Origin of the sequence: Fodinicola feengrottensis, from assembly GCF_010993775.1 — a bacterium.
GTDB lineage: Bacteria > Actinomycetota > Actinomycetes > Mycobacteriales > HKI-0501 > Fodinicola > Fodinicola feengrottensis.
Map to the genome: position 1 here is coordinate 14,955 of NZ_WOTO01000072.1, position 14,783 is coordinate 29,737.

The 14,783-nt window shown below is 66.3% G+C and carries 16 protein-coding genes and 1 pseudogene; 6 read left to right on the forward strand and 11 right to left on the reverse strand.

Annotated elements, in window-relative coordinates; genetic code table 11:
- Nucleotides 1-22 precede the first annotated feature (22 nt).
- From GNX96_RS66375 to GNX96_RS42280, 4 genes and pseudogenes are all read right to left on the reverse strand, one after another.
- Nucleotides 23-1,020, reverse strand: a pseudogene (locus GNX96_RS66375) (MFS transporter).
- A gap of 27 nt (nucleotides 1,021-1,047) precedes the next feature.
- Nucleotides 1,048-1,932: an MFS transporter gene (locus tag GNX96_RS42275; RefSeq protein WP_279582974.1), complete on the reverse strand. Its 885-nt coding sequence runs from the start codon at nucleotides 1,930-1,932 to the stop codon at nucleotides 1,048-1,050.
- 49 nt (nucleotides 1,933-1,981) lie between these two features.
- Nucleotides 1,982-2,260: a hypothetical protein gene (locus GNX96_RS59475; protein ID WP_279582960.1), complete on the reverse strand. Its 279-nt coding sequence runs from the start codon at nucleotides 2,258-2,260 to the stop codon at nucleotides 1,982-1,984.
- Nucleotides 2,261-2,402: 142 nt separating this feature from the next.
- On the reverse strand, nucleotides 2,403-3,413 hold the full coding sequence (locus GNX96_RS42280; protein WP_163573183.1) for a LysR family transcriptional regulator: 1,011 nt from the start codon (nucleotides 3,411-3,413) through the stop codon (nucleotides 2,403-2,405).
- On the opposite strand from GNX96_RS42280, the gene GNX96_RS42285 reads away from it, so the two are divergent.
- From GNX96_RS42285 to GNX96_RS42300, 4 genes are all read left to right on the forward strand, one after another.
- Nucleotides 3,412-3,834 carry a TetR/AcrR family transcriptional regulator gene (locus tag GNX96_RS42285; protein WP_163573184.1) on the forward strand — a complete coding sequence of 141 codons (423 nt, stop codon included), beginning with the start codon at nucleotides 3,412-3,414 and terminating at the stop codon, nucleotides 3,832-3,834. The genes GNX96_RS42280 and GNX96_RS42285 overlap by 2 nt on opposite strands.
- Complete coding sequence (locus GNX96_RS42290) at nucleotides 3,731-4,048, forward strand: hypothetical protein (RefSeq protein ID WP_390624294.1); 318 nt, start codon at nucleotides 3,731-3,733, stop codon at nucleotides 4,046-4,048. The genes GNX96_RS42285 and GNX96_RS42290 overlap by 104 nt, the downstream gene beginning before the upstream one ends.
- A gap of 47 nt (nucleotides 4,049-4,095) precedes the next feature.
- Entirely contained in the window at nucleotides 4,096-4,995 is a 900-nt protein-coding gene (locus GNX96_RS42295) for an alpha/beta hydrolase (protein WP_163573186.1), read from the forward strand.
- A gap of 107 nt (nucleotides 4,996-5,102) precedes the next feature.
- Nucleotides 5,103-6,239: an RNA polymerase sigma factor gene (locus GNX96_RS42300; protein WP_163573187.1), complete on the forward strand. Its 1,137-nt coding sequence runs from the start codon at nucleotides 5,103-5,105 to the stop codon at nucleotides 6,237-6,239.
- Between the two features lie 83 nt (nucleotides 6,240-6,322).
- Here the strand turns inward: GNX96_RS42300 and GNX96_RS59480 are convergent, their stop codons facing one another.
- Nucleotides 6,323-6,505, reverse strand: coding sequence for a hypothetical protein (locus tag GNX96_RS59480; protein ID WP_279582961.1), 183 nt, complete (start codon nucleotides 6,503-6,505; stop codon nucleotides 6,323-6,325).
- 22 nt (nucleotides 6,506-6,527) lie between these two features.
- Nucleotides 6,528-6,833 (reverse strand): hypothetical protein, encoded by a 306-nt coding sequence (locus GNX96_RS42305; RefSeq protein ID WP_163573188.1) that lies wholly within the window; start codon nucleotides 6,831-6,833, stop codon nucleotides 6,528-6,530.
- 361 nt (nucleotides 6,834-7,194) lie between these two features.
- On the opposite strand from GNX96_RS42305, the gene GNX96_RS42310 reads away from it, so the two are divergent.
- Nucleotides 7,195-7,536: a hypothetical protein gene (locus GNX96_RS42310; protein WP_163573189.1), complete on the forward strand. Its 342-nt coding sequence runs from the start codon at nucleotides 7,195-7,197 to the stop codon at nucleotides 7,534-7,536.
- A gap of 127 nt (nucleotides 7,537-7,663) precedes the next feature.
- Here the strand turns inward: GNX96_RS42310 and GNX96_RS42315 are convergent, their stop codons facing one another.
- The 4 genes from GNX96_RS42315 to GNX96_RS42330 form a co-directional block, all read right to left on the reverse strand.
- Nucleotides 7,664-9,046 carry an MFS transporter gene (locus tag GNX96_RS42315; protein WP_163573190.1) on the reverse strand — a complete coding sequence of 461 codons (1,383 nt, stop codon included), beginning with the start codon at nucleotides 9,044-9,046 and terminating at the stop codon, nucleotides 7,664-7,666.
- 123 nt (nucleotides 9,047-9,169) lie between these two features.
- Nucleotides 9,170-10,693, reverse strand: a complete 1,524-nt coding sequence (locus GNX96_RS67490; RefSeq protein ID WP_452124506.1) for an MFS transporter — start codon at nucleotides 10,691-10,693, stop codon at nucleotides 9,170-9,172.
- Between the two features lie 484 nt (nucleotides 10,694-11,177).
- On the reverse strand, nucleotides 11,178-11,897 hold the full coding sequence (locus GNX96_RS42325; protein WP_279582962.1) for a PucR family transcriptional regulator: 720 nt from the start codon (nucleotides 11,895-11,897) through the stop codon (nucleotides 11,178-11,180).
- Between the two features lies 1 nt (nucleotide 11,898).
- Nucleotides 11,899-12,357, reverse strand: a complete 459-nt coding sequence (locus GNX96_RS42330) for a hypothetical protein (protein ID WP_163573192.1) — start codon at nucleotides 12,355-12,357, stop codon at nucleotides 11,899-11,901.
- A gap of 709 nt (nucleotides 12,358-13,066) precedes the next feature.
- Here GNX96_RS42330 and GNX96_RS59500 point away from each other — a divergent pair.
- Nucleotides 13,067-13,678, forward strand: coding sequence for a hypothetical protein (locus GNX96_RS59500; RefSeq protein WP_279582963.1), 612 nt, complete (start codon nucleotides 13,067-13,069; stop codon nucleotides 13,676-13,678).
- A 48-nt stretch (nucleotides 13,679-13,726) separates the two neighbouring features.
- Here the strand turns inward: GNX96_RS59500 and GNX96_RS42340 are convergent, their stop codons facing one another.
- A complete protein-coding gene (locus GNX96_RS42340) occupies nucleotides 13,727-14,665 on the reverse strand; it encodes a TAXI family TRAP transporter solute-binding subunit (RefSeq protein ID WP_163573193.1) in 939 nt (312 codons plus the stop codon).
- Nucleotides 14,666-14,783 lie beyond the last annotated feature (118 nt).

The window sequence follows — 14,783 nt, forward strand, 5'->3', positions numbered from 1 at the left end:
GCCGAAATCTGAGCGAAAATCATCACGCAGCGGCCTGCGGCAGGAACGCCAGTCCGGCGGCGAGCGGCGGATAGTGCAGGGCCTGCTGCATGTAGAGCGAAAGGAAATAGAGCATCGAGAACATGCCAGCGCCGAAGATCAGCAGGGCAATGTTGGCCACTGTTGGCACCCGCATCCGGAAGAACCGGAAATGCACCAGCGGAGCCGGCGACCGGATCTCGATGACGACGAAAACCCCCAGCAGAACCGCCGCTGTCAGCAGGAATCCAATCGTACGCACCGAAATCCAGCCGGCTTCCTGGGTGCCAACCAACGCGAAGACCAACAGTGAAAGCCCGGCGGTGACAGTCACCGCACCGGGAAGGTCCAGCCGGGGGTGCCCCTGTTCGCCGCCACCGGCCGGCAGCAGTCGTGGCGCGAGCAGCGCGACCACCAGCGCGACCGGTGCGTTCACCCAGAAAATCCACGGCCAGCCAACCGTGTTGGTGAGCACTCCGCCGAGCAGGACACCGGCCGCGCCGCCACCGCCGGCGACGCGCCCCAAACGCCCATGGCCGTGTTTCGCTCGGCTGGTTCGGTGAAAACGGTCGCTACCAAGGAAAGCGCGGGGGGCGCGAGCAGTGCGCCGCCAACGCCCTGCAATGCACGTGAGGCGATCAGCAGGCCAGCGGTTGGTGCGGCCCCGTTGGCCAGCGACGCGAGCGCGAAAACCAGCAACCCGGCCATGAACACTCGACGCCGGCCGAACAGGTCAGCTGCTCGCCCGCCCAGCAACAGAAAACCGCCGAACGCCAACACATAAGCGTTGACGACCCAGGAAAGACCTTGGTCAGTGAAATGCAGGGACGTACCAATAGCAGGCAGTGCGACATTGACGATTGTCATATCCAGCACCACAATGAACTGTGTGGCGGCGAGCAACGCCAACACCGCCCATCGACGGTCGAGGATTTTCATCGAAAACTCCGCTCCTTGATCGGTGAAAACGCAGAGACGTACCCATCGCCGGCAGCGAGACATTGACGATTGTCATATAGCCGCATCTACTCAGACGGTGAGCTCGGCACTCGTTTTCGCTGCCCTTTGGTTCGGCGCTGTCTCGACGGTTGGCGGTTTGAGGTGTCTGGTGGCCACGGCGACCGGGACCGCGAGGGCTGCGATGACCAGGCCTGCGATCACCGCGGACGAGGTGGTGAACGTACTGATCGCCAGGCCGCCCGCGGTTGAGCCGAAGGCGATGCCCACGTTGATCGCAGAGGCGGGTAGCGAAGAGGCCAAGGCACCTCCGGGCCCAGCCAGGCTGACTACCCGGTACTGGATCGATGGGGTCATTCCCATCGCGAACAGCCCGAGAGCCGCCAACGCCAGGGCTACCAGGGGGCGGCGACTGCGCCGACGAGGCTGAGGGCCAGCAGGGATACTGCGACACCGATGGTGCCGACGAGCAGGGTGCGCGCGGCGTTTCGGTCTGCGTACCGGCCGCCGCCGAAGGTGCCCACTGCTGTAGCTATTTCCGTACACCAGCAGGAAGACGCTGATCAGCGGACCGGAGATTCCGGTGATGTGCTGCAGGAACGGCACGATGTAGGTCACTGCTGCGAAGATCGCGGCGAACGTCAGGAAGTTGAGTCCGAGCACGGCTAGTACCCGTGGGGCGAATGCATATCTGGCTTGGCCTGCTGCGCCGCCGGTACTGGGGACGGATGGGACCAGCGCCAAAATCGCGATCAGCGCGAGAACGCCGAGTACGACAACCCCGACAAAGGAGCCACGCCAGCCCAGCGCCTGGCCGACCCACGTCCCCAGCGGCACGCCCACGGCGGCCGACACCGAGACGCCGGACAGGACCACGCCCATGGCCCGTCCCCTGCGCTCAGGCCGCACGATCGTCGTAGCTGCCACAAAAGCGACCCCGATGAACAGCCCTTGCAGCGCGCGCCGCCAACCGCCCGGGCGGCGATGAACAGGCCAAGGCTGGAAGTCAGTGCAGGCACCAGGTTGGCCAGGACAAACAGCGCGAGGGCGCGCCGATCAGTACGGTCCGCTTGTTGAGTTTGATCGTCGCGGCGGTCAGGACGGGGCCGCCGAGCGCCAGCCCCAGGGCGTTGGCGGTGAGCAACCCGCCGGCGGAGGGGATGGAGACGCGAAGGTCGGCCGCTATCAGGTCCAGTACGCCGACCACGAGCAGCTCGGCACTGCCCAGCACGAACGTAGCGAGGAACAGCGTGACGAGAACGACGTTCGCCCTTCGCTGGCTCAACGCCTCTGGTGGGGAGCTTATGTGAACCATGGGAATCTCCACTCTGTGCCGGTCGTGCAGAGTGCCAACGACCTACTCAGAGCCTTCAACAGTCCCAGTTGGTGAACAATGACCAGTCTCTAATGGGCAGTGCCGAATCGGTTTATCGATGAGCCGAGATTTTTCCTCGACAAACGCCCGAATGGTGGTGTTTTCGTGGGCCGTTCGCCACATCGGCAGCAGCACCATCGGTGCCAGGCCATTGACCTCGACCACTCGCATGTCCGGGGCGCGGATAGCGATCCAGCAGCCCGACGAAAGTCACATGCAGCGCTTTCGTACGGGTAACGATGGTGAAAATATCCTCCAGAACTGGTTCCGTCCGGCCCAACAGCCCGGGCAGATCCTGTTCGGTCCGGTGGATGGGTCGGCCGGCCGGGGTGGTTCGCGGCACCCACGCCTCCACGTATTTCCCGGCCGGGCGGCTCGGATCGACGATCTCGTAGTCGGCGAGTTCCTCCACATCGATCGTCGACCGGTTGGCGAACGGATGGTCCTCGCGTACGAGCACGCCTCTCGGGAGGCGAATCAGCACCGGGCCGACAGACAGGCCCGGCTCGGTCAGCGCGTCCCCGGAGCCGCCCGGTGACCAGCACAGCACGACCTCGGCCGTACCGTCGTCGAGATCGGCCCGCGGCACCATGGCATGCCGCATCGGCAGCGCGACCACCGTTGTTCGGCAGTGCGGATACGCCCGCTCGAAGGGCGCGATGAGCTCGCTCGCGAGCGAGCGCGAGCCGCCGATCGACTGCATGTAGCCGACGCGAAGCTCCGCGGCGACCTCCCGGGACGCCGCCCGGGTGTCCCGCACGGCAAGGAGCAGCTGCTCGTACGGCTGCTGGACGGTCTGCCGGAATCGCTCGCCGAGCGCGGTCAGCGTGACGCGGCGGCTGGTCCGGTCGAACAGCGGTCCGCCGAGCTCGCGTTCAAGATCGCGAATAAGCTGGCTCACGCGCGCTTGGCTGACATGCAATCGGGTCGCTGACCGGCCGAAATGCAACTCCTGCGCGAGCACCAGGAACGTCTCCAGCTCCCGGAACTCCATGCCGCCAGCGTACTGGATGTGGTGTCTATACGTGCTGTCTAGTGGGCCGCCGGCTACCCTTCCCAGCATGGCGCGAGAGACCCGGCGGGAGGACCGCGAGCTTCGCCGGAACATTCTGGACGCCACCACGCGGCTGCTCGGCCGGTGCAAGTTCGCCGACCTCACCGTCGCGGACATCCTCGCCGAAGCCGGGATTTCCCGTGGCAGCTTCTATTTCTACTTCCAGGGCAAACATGAGGTGCTGGCCGAGCTGGTCCGGCAAGCGATCGACCAGGGCCACAAAAACGTCGGCCAGCTGGCTGGGGCACCGGGACGAATCGGATCGCCGTGCCGCGATCCGGCGGTCGATCGCGGACGGCGCCCAGCTGTGGAGCGAGCAGGCGGCGGTGTTGCGCGCCATCGTCGAGCACTGGCGCGACGACCCCGCGCTGGAGGAGCTCTGGCGCGGCCAGATGGACAGTTTCGCGAAGACCACCGCCGAGCGCATTGACGCGGACCGCGCGGCCGGGGCGATCAGCCACCACGCGATCGACTCGCAGACCCTCGCGGCCACCCTGACCTGGCTCGGCGAGCGGCTCTACTATCTCGCCGCGACCGGCACGCCGCCATTCGACAACCAGTCCGAGCTGGTGGACGTACTGACGCATATGTGGATGACCACGCTCTATGCGGAAAGTCCTCGGTGGACTATACATACTGTCTAGACAGTATGTATGTTCTGTCGTCGAGGGCATCTCTGCGAAAGGACACCATGGTCACCAGGCGCAACATACGTTTCACTGTCGACGGTCTGAGCCTCGCCGGGACTCTGCACGAACCCGATACCAGGGACGCGGGCGCCCGCCCAGCGGTGCTGGTCGCGGGCCCATCGCCGCAGGTCAAAGAGCAGGTCCCGGACACGTACGCGGTACGGATCGCGGCTGCTGGCTTCCCGGCCCTGACGATCGACTTCCGCGGCTTCGGTGAGTCCGAAGGCCAGCCCCGGCTGCGCGAGATGCCGGCCGGCAAGCTCGCCGATCTACGAGCGGCCGTCAGTTTCCTGGCCGCCCAACCGGACATCGACGCCGACCGGATAGCGATCGTCGGGATCTGCGCCGGGGCCGGATACGCGCTCAAAGCCGCCGCCCAGGATCCGCGGCTGGCCGCGTTCGCCGGCATCGCAGGCTTCTACCCGGATCTGCGGACGCTGCGGGACGCGATGGGCGAAGACGGCTACCGCGCCGCGCTCCGGCAGGCGATCGAGGTGCTGGCGGAAGAGGATCGTACGGGCGAGGTCGGGTATCTCCCACACGTCGGCCCAATCGGCGCTCATGCCCTGCTCCAAGGCGGCGAGGTGTACGAGTTCTACGGCTCTGAGCGAGCCGCCTCTGCGAACTATCGCAACGAAATTACCGCGGACACCATGTACACGATGCTGACTCTCGACACTGCGACGGCCGCCGACCTGGTCGGTGTCCCGGCACTGATCGTGCACGGTGAAAAGGACGGGGCATGTCCGCCGGAGCGGGCCGTCGCGGTCCACGATCGGCTGGCCGGTCCGGCGCGGCTGGAGTGGCTCCCGGTCGACACCCACATCGGTTTCTACGACGACGAGGCATCTATCGGTCCCGCGATCGCCGCTCTCACCGACTTCCTCGACAAATCCCTGTAACCGGGTTGGCGAGGGCAACCACGCGGAAGTGTGGGGACGCGGGTAGCCGGGAGGCCCTACCCTTCTCAGGCGAGACCGCGAATGTCTGATGGGAGCTGGTTCGGGCGATGTCTGGCGACGCGGAAGTCGGTGTCAGCGCTGGTGAAGTGCCGGCCGGACCGAGTGATGCGGAGCTGATCACCGCAGCCAGAAGCGGTGAAGCCGACGCGTACGAGACGCTCTACCGCCGGCATTGCGAGGCCGCGCGGCGATACGCGTTGAGCCTCGCCGGCAATCCGGCTGACCGCGACGACCTCGTCTCGGAGGCGTTCGCCAAGGTGTTGTCGGCGTTGCGAGCCGGCGGCGGCCCGGATCTGGCGTTCCGTTCGTACCTTCTTTCGGTCGTACGGAACGCCTTCTATGACCGGACGCGGCAGGAGCGCCGGGTCGACGTGACCGACGACATGGAGCGGCACGACACCCCGGTGGCGTTCGCTGACACCGTGGTGGACGGCTTCGAACGTACGCTCGCGGCCCGCGCGTTCGCGACGCTGCCAGAGCGGTGGCAGATGGTCCTCTGGCACACCGAGGTGGAAGGCGACTCGCCCGCCGAAGTGGCCCCGTTGTTGGGGTTGACGCCGAACGGCGTAGCGGCATTGGCGTACCGGGCTCGCGAGCGACTGCGACAGGCGTACCTGTCCGTCCACTGCGCCGACGTCCCGCAGAACACGGTGGTCGCGGGCACTACCTGCGGCTGGACCACCGAGCATCTGGGCGCCCGGGTGCGCGGTGGCCTCAGCAAGCGGGAAGCCACCAAGGTGGATGCCCACCTGCACGATTGTGCGCAATGCGAGGTGCTCTACGGCGAGCTGGGCGAGCTCAACTCGGGCCTGCGTGGCGTACTCGCTCCGCTGATCCTGACCGCTGCCGTCACCGGCTACTTCCTGAAGCCGGCTGGGATCATCGCCGGTGCTGGCAGTGGTCTCGCGGGCATCTGGCACGGAGTGGTGTTCGGCGCCCAGCGGACCAAGGACTTCGCCCGGCAGCCGGCCGGGGTGGCGACGGTGGCCGGGGCGATCGTGCTGATTGCTCTGGCGGCATTCGCATTTGTGCTTTCGGACAGCCCGCAGAAACCGACCAAGCCGCCGGCGGCGGCGCGGCAGCGGCACCGCCAGCAGCGCCGCCAGGAGGCGGCGGTGGTACGGCGCCGCATCCGCCGCCAGCGGCGCCGAACGCTCCGGCTGGCCAGCCACCGGCCGCGGTGAAGCCGCCGCCCGGGGTGGTTCCGTCTCTTTCCCCATCCGCCGCGCCACCGGCGTCGCCGTCCCCGCAACCGTCGGCCAGTGCATCACGGGTGCCGCCGACGCCGCCCGCTCGGAGTGGGATTCGAGTGCGCGTACGGGTAGGTGTCCCGCCGCTGCATGTCGGCGTGTCGGTCGGCGTCGGCGGGCACCGCGGGTTGGTGGGCGTTGGGGTGAAGATTCGGATCGTGCCGCCGGTCATTCAGGACTGCCCGTTGCTGGCGTTGCACTGCGATCAGCCCGTGACGTGGGCTATCGCTGGGTCGCGTCGCGGGCTGCGGTGATGAAGCGGCGGCCGAGACGTTTTCGGGCGCCATAGTCGATCAGGCCGACTCTCAGATCGATTTCCATGGTCAGCCGTGCCCCACCGGCGGCCGGCTGGACGGTCGCCTCGACGACCATTCCCCAGGTGAGCACGCTGGTGCCAATAGTGAAGGTGACGACGCCGTTCTTTTGCTGGTAGAGGGGATTTTTCCCCTTGACCGCTTCGATGGCGGCCGGGATTGCCTTCCACAGCTGGGCCGGTGGTACGGGGAAATCCTGCTGGACTGTGGTCACGCTTTCCACGGTAGCTGATGTCGGCAAGGGCGAGTGGATTTCCGTAGATGGTGGCAGGGCTTGGACGGCCGGTTGGATTTTCTATGCGGCGAGTTGGTTGATTCCGCGGATGGGTCTTCGTCCGTCGGCCCAGCCGCTAATTCTACCGCCACCACCGACAGTTCGACCGCGTTTCGCCTATCAGGAAATGCTCATTTTCTCAATGCCACCAACAAAACGTAGAGCGAGCGCGTTCACGTACAAGCAGCGCGTACAGGGCAACTGAAAGGCCCAAGAAAGGGCGCCTGGCTAGTGTCGGTATCGCTCGGGCGATCGCCTGAGTCCGATCATTTTTCCATCCAGACTATGTGGAGGAACAATCATGCGTAAAACTTTGACCGGCTCGCGCTCGGCGAGAGTTGTCCGGCGGGTTTCGTTGTCGGCGGGGCTCCTGCTGGCCTCTGCTGGGATCCTCGCCACCACAGCGACGCCGGCGTCCGCGGACAGTGGGTCCAGTGTGGCGCTCTGGATTCGGGCGTCTGGCGGGGTGATCAACTGGGAGCAGTGGATCGAGGATGAGCCGGCGGGCGTGTACAACGTCCATTTCTGGCGGGCCGGCGGCGGCTGGGATTACAACACTCCTGCGTACAACTATGCCCTGCGAGTGGTGCCGGGGAACGTCTACAACGTGCCAGTGCCGGCCGTGCGGTGGTGTGTGTGGTGAGCTGTGGAACCACAAGCCTGGCGGCGGGTACGGCTCCTGGGGCCTGCCATGTGTGGAAATGAGCTCATAGACGTTTCGCGACGAGTACGCCGGACAGGAGCAGAGGCTCCTGTCCGGCCTCGCTGCTTCAGCTGACCGGGGCGAGGGTTTTGCGGCGGCTGCCGCGAAAGGCCAGCAGGGCGATCGCGATCATGCCGATGCCGAAGACCAGGCCGGCGGTGTAGCCGCCGGCGATGCCGACCACCTTGGGCGCCGGCGGTGACAGCGATGCGAGCACTGTCACGAAAATCGCCACGCCGAGGGTGTTGCCGATCGGTGGGGTGGCCTGCAGGACACCGGAGGCGACGCCGAACTCGCCGTCCGGGATCCCGGTCATGCCGAGCACCATGGCGGCCACCGAGATGAATCCGGTGCCAACGCCGAAGAGCAGAAAGGGGCCCAGCACAACGGAAAGGAAGGTGCTTGTCGCGGAAACCTGCGTCAGCCACGCCATGCCCGCCAGCATCAGGACCGCGCCGGCCACCATCACCGGTTTCGGGCCGGTACGCCGCAGCAGCCGTGGCACGGCCCGGCTGGCCACCAGATACGGGACGGTGGAAGGAAGAACCGCGAGGCCGGACTGTAGCGGGGTGTAGCCCAGCACGGTTTGCAGGTAGATCGTCAGGAAGAACAGCGCGCCGCCGTTCGACGCGAAAACCAGCGCGCGCATTGCGTACGCACCGGAGCGTTCCCGGTCGCGGAACAACCACAGCGGCACGATGGGCTGGCTGGCTCGGCTCTCCACCGCCACGAAGGTCGCCAGCAGGACGGCGGCGACGGCGAGAATGGCGACTGTCAGCGGCTCGGTCCAGCCGTTCTCGGCGGCTCGGATGAAGCCGTACACCAGCAGGGTCATGCCGGTGGTCACGGTCAGTGCGCCGGCGAAGTCGAAACGGGCCCGGCGGCGGCTGGACTCGCCGATGCACAGCGGGGTGAGGATCACGATCGCGATGCCGACCGGGACGGTCACGAACAGCGTCGCGCGCCACGTCCACGCGGCAAGAACACCACCCAGGACCAGCCCGAACACCATCGCCACACTGTTCGTGCTAGCGAAGATGGCGATCGCGCGGGACCGCTGGGGGCCTTCGTCGAAAGTGGTGTTGATAAGCGCGAGGGCGCCCGGGCCGGCGAGCGCGGCGCCGACGCCCTGAACGGCCCTGGCGGCCAGCAGCCAGCTCGGCGTGAGCGCGCAGCCGCCGGCCACCGACGCCAGGCTGAAGAGCATGACTCCGGTGAGGAACACCCGGCGGTGGCCGAGAATGTCGCCGGCCCGGCCACCGAGGAGCATCAGCCCGCCGAAGGCGAGGGTGTACGCGTTCGCCACCCACGACAGGTCAGCCGCGGAGAATCCCAGCCCGCGTTGGATGCTGGGCAGTGCCACATTGACGATCGTCGAGTCGACGACCAAGGTGACCTGGCAGGCCACGATGACGATGAGAGCCAGTCGCTTGGCCGCGTTTTCCCGCACCACCGATGGTGATCCGGCCGAACGGCCACGCGCAACCAGCTGTTCAGGCCAAAATTGGCCATTCCGGCAGAAACAAAACTCGCCGATCCCGGCACGAGGGATCGGCGAGCAGTTCGACGCGAATTAGTCGTTGGCGGGCGTTTTGATGAGGAAAGCCCCGAAAATCGCGACTAGCGACACGATGGCGGCGACCAGGAAAGCGGTGTGGATGCCGCCAGCGGTGCTTTCGATCGCGTTGGCACCAGCGCCGGCGAGGGCGGCGGAACGGACGCTGAGGATGGCGACCAGCAGGGCCACCCCGGCGGCGCCGGCGAGCTGCTGGGTGGTCGCGAAGATCGCGCTGCCGTACGAGTAGAGCTTCGGCTCGACCGCGCCGAGACCGCCGGTGAACAGCGGGGTGAAGACGAAGGCCAGCCCGGTGCTGAGCAGCAGGTGGAAAACCAGCACCAGCCAGATCGGGCTGGTCGCGGTTTTGAAGAACGTGGTCGACCAGAGCGCCGCGCTGGTGATCACCGCGCCGGGCACCAACAGCTTGCGGATGCCGAAGCGGTCGTAGAGCCGTCCCACCACCGGTCCCAGCAGTCCCATCAGCAACCCGCCGGGCAGCAGCAGCAAGCCGGTGACGACCGGCTCCAGGTGCAACACGGTCTGCAGGTAGATCGGCAGCAGCACGATGGTGCCCAGCAGGGTCATCATCATCAGCGCCATCATCGCCGAGGAGAGCGTGAACGTACGCGACTTGAACGTACGCAGGTCCAGCAGCGCGCGATCGGTGCGCTGCAGGAGCAGCTGGCGAACCACGAAAGCGGTCAGCCCGACGCCACCGACCACGAACGGCAGCCAGAGCGGGAGCACGGATGGCGCAGACGAGGTCTGGCCGATGCTGCTCAGCCCGTACACCAGGCCGCCGAACCCGAAGACGGACAGGATCACCGACGGGATGTCGATGGGCGTGTGGCTCTGCTCGCCGACGTCTTCATCTGCCGTACGCCGATGACCAGCGTGACCAGCGCGATCGGCAGCACTGTCCAGAACATCGCGCGCCAGCCGAGCAGGTTGAGCAGGATGCCGGAGATGGTCGGGCCGATCGCCGGCGCCACCGAGATGACGATCGACAGGTTTGCCCATCACCGCGCCGCGGCGGGCCGGCGGGACCAGCGTCATGACGGTCGTCATCAACAGCGGCATCATGATCGCCGTACCGCTGGCCTGGATGAACCTGGCAGCCAGCAGCACCGGGAAGCCGGGAGCCAGCGCGGCGGTGAGGGTGCCGGTGCTGAAGAGCACCATGGCGATGCCGTAGAGCGTACGAGTGTGGACGCGGCGGATCAGGAAGCCGGTGATCGGGATGATCACCGCCATCGTCAGCAGGAAGCCGGCGGTGAGCCATTGGCCGGTGTTCGGATCGACGTTCAACTTCTGCATCAGCACTGGCAGCGCGACGCTCATGATGGTCTCATTGAGCAGCACAACAAACGTCGAGACGAGCAGAACGCCGATGACCGTACGGTCGCGGGCGCTCATCTTGTTCGGGTCGGTGACAGCGGGGTCACTGAGCGTTGTCAGGTCCACGGACCGCTGCCCTTCAGTACGTTCGTCGACGTCGCGCGCGGCGCTGGTCCGGCGAGCTGTGTCGTTGGTTGGCATGGTTATGGCCCTTCGATGTCTTGCCTGAGGTCTTGTAGCAATAGGGACTGTGTACTAGGCCAGAACTCATCGCCGCTACCAAGATATTTCAGTTCCCCGCGTGATGGTGTAACCGCTCTCACTCTCTATCAGCCAGATGGCAGCGCACTCAGCGCTGCTGCCGATCGTGGAGTGGACCGAAGAAGGCGGCTTCGGGAGGGGAAGTCAGCATATGGCGGCACATCAGCCGATGCGGCCGGGCCCTGGTGACAGGGCGACGGCGGTGACCGCGAGAGGTCCCGGTCACCGCCGCCATTCACCGTCTTCCGAACCGGCGCCCTTCGCCGCGGTTGGGCGAGGGGGCAGGCTCACCGCCGCGTCGGGTCACCGGCCGGAAGAACGGTCGATCAGGGTTCTTGTCCGTTGGTCACCTCCGGTCGCGTCGAGGCCTCTAAAGAATAGCGATCGGCGGTTGGGTACGGGGAATTGTTCGACTGCGGATAAATCAGGGCTTTTTGTGGCGCGGATCCGTCAACACCGGCAGCCGGGTGGCGACCAAGGCCGACCGCAGGACCTGAATGCCATGTGCGGTGGCTGGATTAATTCCGGTGAGCTCGCGAATGCGCTGCAGTCGATAGGTGAGGGTCCGCCGGTGGATGTGCAGCGCTTTGGTGGTCCGCTCCCGATCCAGTCCGCAGTCGAAAAGAGTTTCCAGCGTGTGGGTGAGATCTTTCCCGGACCCCAACGGGGTCAGCAGGTCGGCCAACCGCTGCCGGACAGCCGGTTGCCGGGCGACCGCCAACTCGATCAGCAACTCCTGCATTTGGTACGGGCGCAGTCGTACGTCGGGCATCGCGGCCACCAGCAAAAGCGCTTCGCGGGCTTCGTCCACGGCGGCTGGGACGGCTTGCGGCGTCGGCGCGAAGGCCTGCGTCGCGTACATTCCCGGGCCGGCGGTTCTTCCCAACGCGAGGACCAGGTCCGCGATCCCGACTCGGGCGGGCGCCGCATTTTCCAACGTGGGAAGCAGAATGATGAGTTCGCCGGAATCCGCTCGAAAAAGCGCGTCGGGAAGGGCAGCTCGTACGGTGGCCGCGCACCGGCTCCAGTCGACGCCGTTTCGGGGTCGGCACAGCAGCACCAGAAATCCAGTGGCCGGATCGACTCCAGCGGTGGTCGCGACGGTGGGCGCGGGCGTACCGTCCAGCAGGTTTTGCAGCAACAACTCACGAGCTGGCCGGAGATCGCCGGTATCGCGGCACACCTGGAGATAGGTGTTCGTGACCGCCTGGACGGCCCGGTCGAGCTGGTCGACTCCCCAGGAAGTGAAATCGATCAGTTCGGGCTCGGTCGTCCGCGGCCGCGGAGGCGAAACATTCCCGCAGGCCGGTCACATATGCCACCTCGAATCCGGCCCGAATGTCCGCCAGCGGGAAATGGTCCGTCGCGCGGCGCTGGCCAATCATGGCGAGCAGACTCAAATCCTCGGCGGTGAAAGGCTCGTTCGTCATCGCACGTTTCAGCGTGACGTCCCATGTCTCGCGGACCTCGTCCAGCAAAAGGGCGCATTTACTCGCGGGTAACCGGTGATAACCGGGGACGAGGGTGATCATGGCGTCGTGCATGGTGATCGTGGTGCGGTTCTGTCGGGTTCGCAGTCGGTGCAGGAAACCGCCGGTGGTCATGGTGCCACTTTCGTCACGGCTTCCGGGTCCATTTTCACGGCATTCCGGAAGATGTTTTCGGGAAGTCAGATATCGATTTCTCGATCGAGAGTAGAACTGTCGACAGTGAGTGTCAAGGCATAACTGTCCGTGACGCGGAGGGTACATTTCTACCGGCCTGGGTAGTTCTTCGGCAATAAAACTGCGCGTATTAACAACTGTCGCCAGGGCTTGGGCGGGGTTGTAATGGTCAGGTAGACATCCGATTTGGCGGGTAATGCCAGAAGCGTCTGGTCTCGGGGTTTCCGCGCGCTGGGGGAACAAGTGCACATCATCGCGGTCTCGAAGGTCCATCCGAACGAAACAGGAAGTGGGTGCGCGGTGGCGCCGTCCGCCGGGAACGACCTGGCCGTCGACCAGAATTCCGTGGAGCTGGTACGAATTTCCTCACTGGTACTGACAAGTTGGCCGCGGCTGAGTGGGGAAATCGCCGAACACTCCCGGCTGCTCGCCGAGCTGAACGACAACCTGCCGCCCATTCTTGTGCACCGGCGGACGATGCGGGTGATCGACGGAATGCACAGAGTGCGGGCCGCGCAGCTGCGCGGCCGCAGCCACATCGCCGCCGGCTTCTTCGACGGCTCCGAGCGGGACGCGTTTGTCCTTGCCGTACGAGAGAAATGTCGCGCATGGTCTGCCGCTGTCCCGGGGCGACCGCAAGGCCGCCGCGGTGCGGATCCTGCAGTTTCATCCGAACTGGTCGAATCGTACGGTCGGCGAGGCGGCTGGCCTTTCGGAAGGCACCGTACGCACGATCAGGCGGCAGTCCATGGTGGAAGGTGTTTCCGGTGACGAAAAACGCGTCGGCCGGGACGGCAGGACCCGGCCGTTGAACAGCGCCAACGGCCGACGCCGGGCCAGCGCGCTTATTCTCGCCGATCCGGGCGTGGCTCTGCGTGCGGTCGCCCAGGCCAGTGGAATTTCGGTGAGCACCGCGCACGACGTCCGGCGGCGCGTTCAGCTGGGGGAGGACCCGGTGCCGGCTGGCCAGCAGGGCGGCGCCCGGCCGCTGCGGCTTTGTGCTACCGAAAAAGAGACCGGTCCGGCCGGCGGTCGGACCCGGTTGCGGGCGCTCAAGGACGATCCTTCGTTGCGCTACAACGAGGCCGGCCGGGATCTGCTGCTGCGCTGGATGGATGCGCACCTGGTCGAACCCACCGACTGGCAGGGCTGGCTGGACAGCGTCCCGCCGCACTGCACGGACGTGGTGGCCGCGCTGGCGCTGGAATCCGCGCGGGCCTGGCAGGCGCTGGCGACCACTCTCACCGGCAACGCACCTTAACGAAGAAATTCAACCTCGAAAAGACGCCAGTCGAACACCAGAGGTCTCTCAGTGGCGGAGTTGTCGGTACGCCGTGATGGCTCCCGGATGCAGCGGAATCCGGCCGGTGGCCAGCAAAGTCGGGGTGTCCAGGAACTGGGTGCCGACAACCTCGGGCGGGACGAGCTGGGCGGAACGGGTGACCAGGACGTTGGTCACCGCCGCCGCGATGGCCGGGTCGAGGTCGGCTCGGCAGGTCAGCAGCGTGGCCACCCCGACCGTACGGACCGCGAGCTGTTGGCCGTACACCCCTGGAGGGGCTACCGCGGCATCGTACAGATCCGGGAACTTTCCCTGCAGATCAGCGAGAACCAGCTGAAGATCGAGCATCCGTACCGGAAACTTTCGGGCCAGGGCGGACAGCAGCGGAGTGGGTATGCCGCCGGACCACAGCAGGGCGTCGACGGACCCGGTCCGCAACGCGACGGCCGCCTGGGCGATCGGGTAATGGCGGACGTCCAGGGCATGGTTTTCCAGCCCCGCCACCGCCAGCAGACGTTGGCCGGTGAAAGCAGCACCTGAGCCGGCGGCGCCCAGCGAGATGCGGGCGCCGGCCAGATCGGCGAGTTGCTGAATCCGGCCGCCAGCAGACACCAGCAGTTGCAGGTAGTCCTCGTACGTCCGGCCGAGTGCTCGCAGCCAGCTGCGGCCGGGCTCGCCGGTGGCCGAGTCGAGCAGCGTCAGCGCGAGGTCGGCCGAGAAAGTCGTCAGCAGCCGCAGATTTTGCTGACTGGCATCGGTTTCCACCACGGTGGGCCGCAGTTTCGGTTCGGTGGCGGCGATCTGCCCGGCGAGCAGGGTGGCGAAGGCGTAGAAAAGCCCGCCGCGCTCGCCGGCCGCGATCCGCAGCGAGGTGGTCGGTCCGCGGTAGGTCTGCGGCCCGCAGGCGCCCAAAACGCCGAGCGCGGCCGTGCCGGGGACGGCACGTAACAACAGCCGGCGTTTCATGGTGTCCTACTTTCCCTGCGCCCGGGCGATCGGAAGCTCCAGTACGACGGTCAGGCCGGCCGGATCGGTGTGCCGCAGGGAAACTCTCCCGTGATGCGCGCGGGGCGAGTTGGTCGGC

Excerpts from the sequence above, each read along its gene's own strand:
- GNX96_RS42285 (WP_163573184.1), top strand. The coding sequence starts at position 3,412 with ATGGCGCGAGAGACCCGGCGGGAGGACCGCGAGCTTCGCCGGAACATT.
- GNX96_RS42280 (WP_163573183.1), bottom strand. The coding sequence starts at position 3,413 with ATGCTGGGAAGGGTAGCCGGCGGCCCACTAGACAGCACGTATAGACAC.
- GNX96_RS42295 (WP_163573186.1), top strand. The coding sequence starts at position 4,096 with ATGGTCACCAGGCGCAACATACGTTTCACTGTCGACGGTCTGAGCCTC.
- GNX96_RS42300 (WP_163573187.1), top strand. The coding sequence starts at position 5,103 with ATGTCTGGCGACGCGGAAGTCGGTGTCAGCGCTGGTGAAGTGCCGGCC.
- GNX96_RS42310 (WP_163573189.1), top strand. The coding sequence starts at position 7,195 with ATGCGTAAAACTTTGACCGGCTCGCGCTCGGCGAGAGTTGTCCGGCGG.
- GNX96_RS67490 (WP_452124506.1), bottom strand. The coding sequence starts at position 10,693 with ATGCCAACCAACGACACAGCTCGCCGGACCAGCGCCGCGCGCGACGTC.
- GNX96_RS42330 (WP_163573192.1), bottom strand. The coding sequence starts at position 12,357 with ATGACCACCGGCGGTTTCCTGCACCGACTGCGAACCCGACAGAACCGC.
- GNX96_RS42340 (WP_163573193.1), bottom strand. The coding sequence starts at position 14,665 with ATGAAACGCCGGCTGTTGTTACGTGCCGTCCCCGGCACGGCCGCGCTC.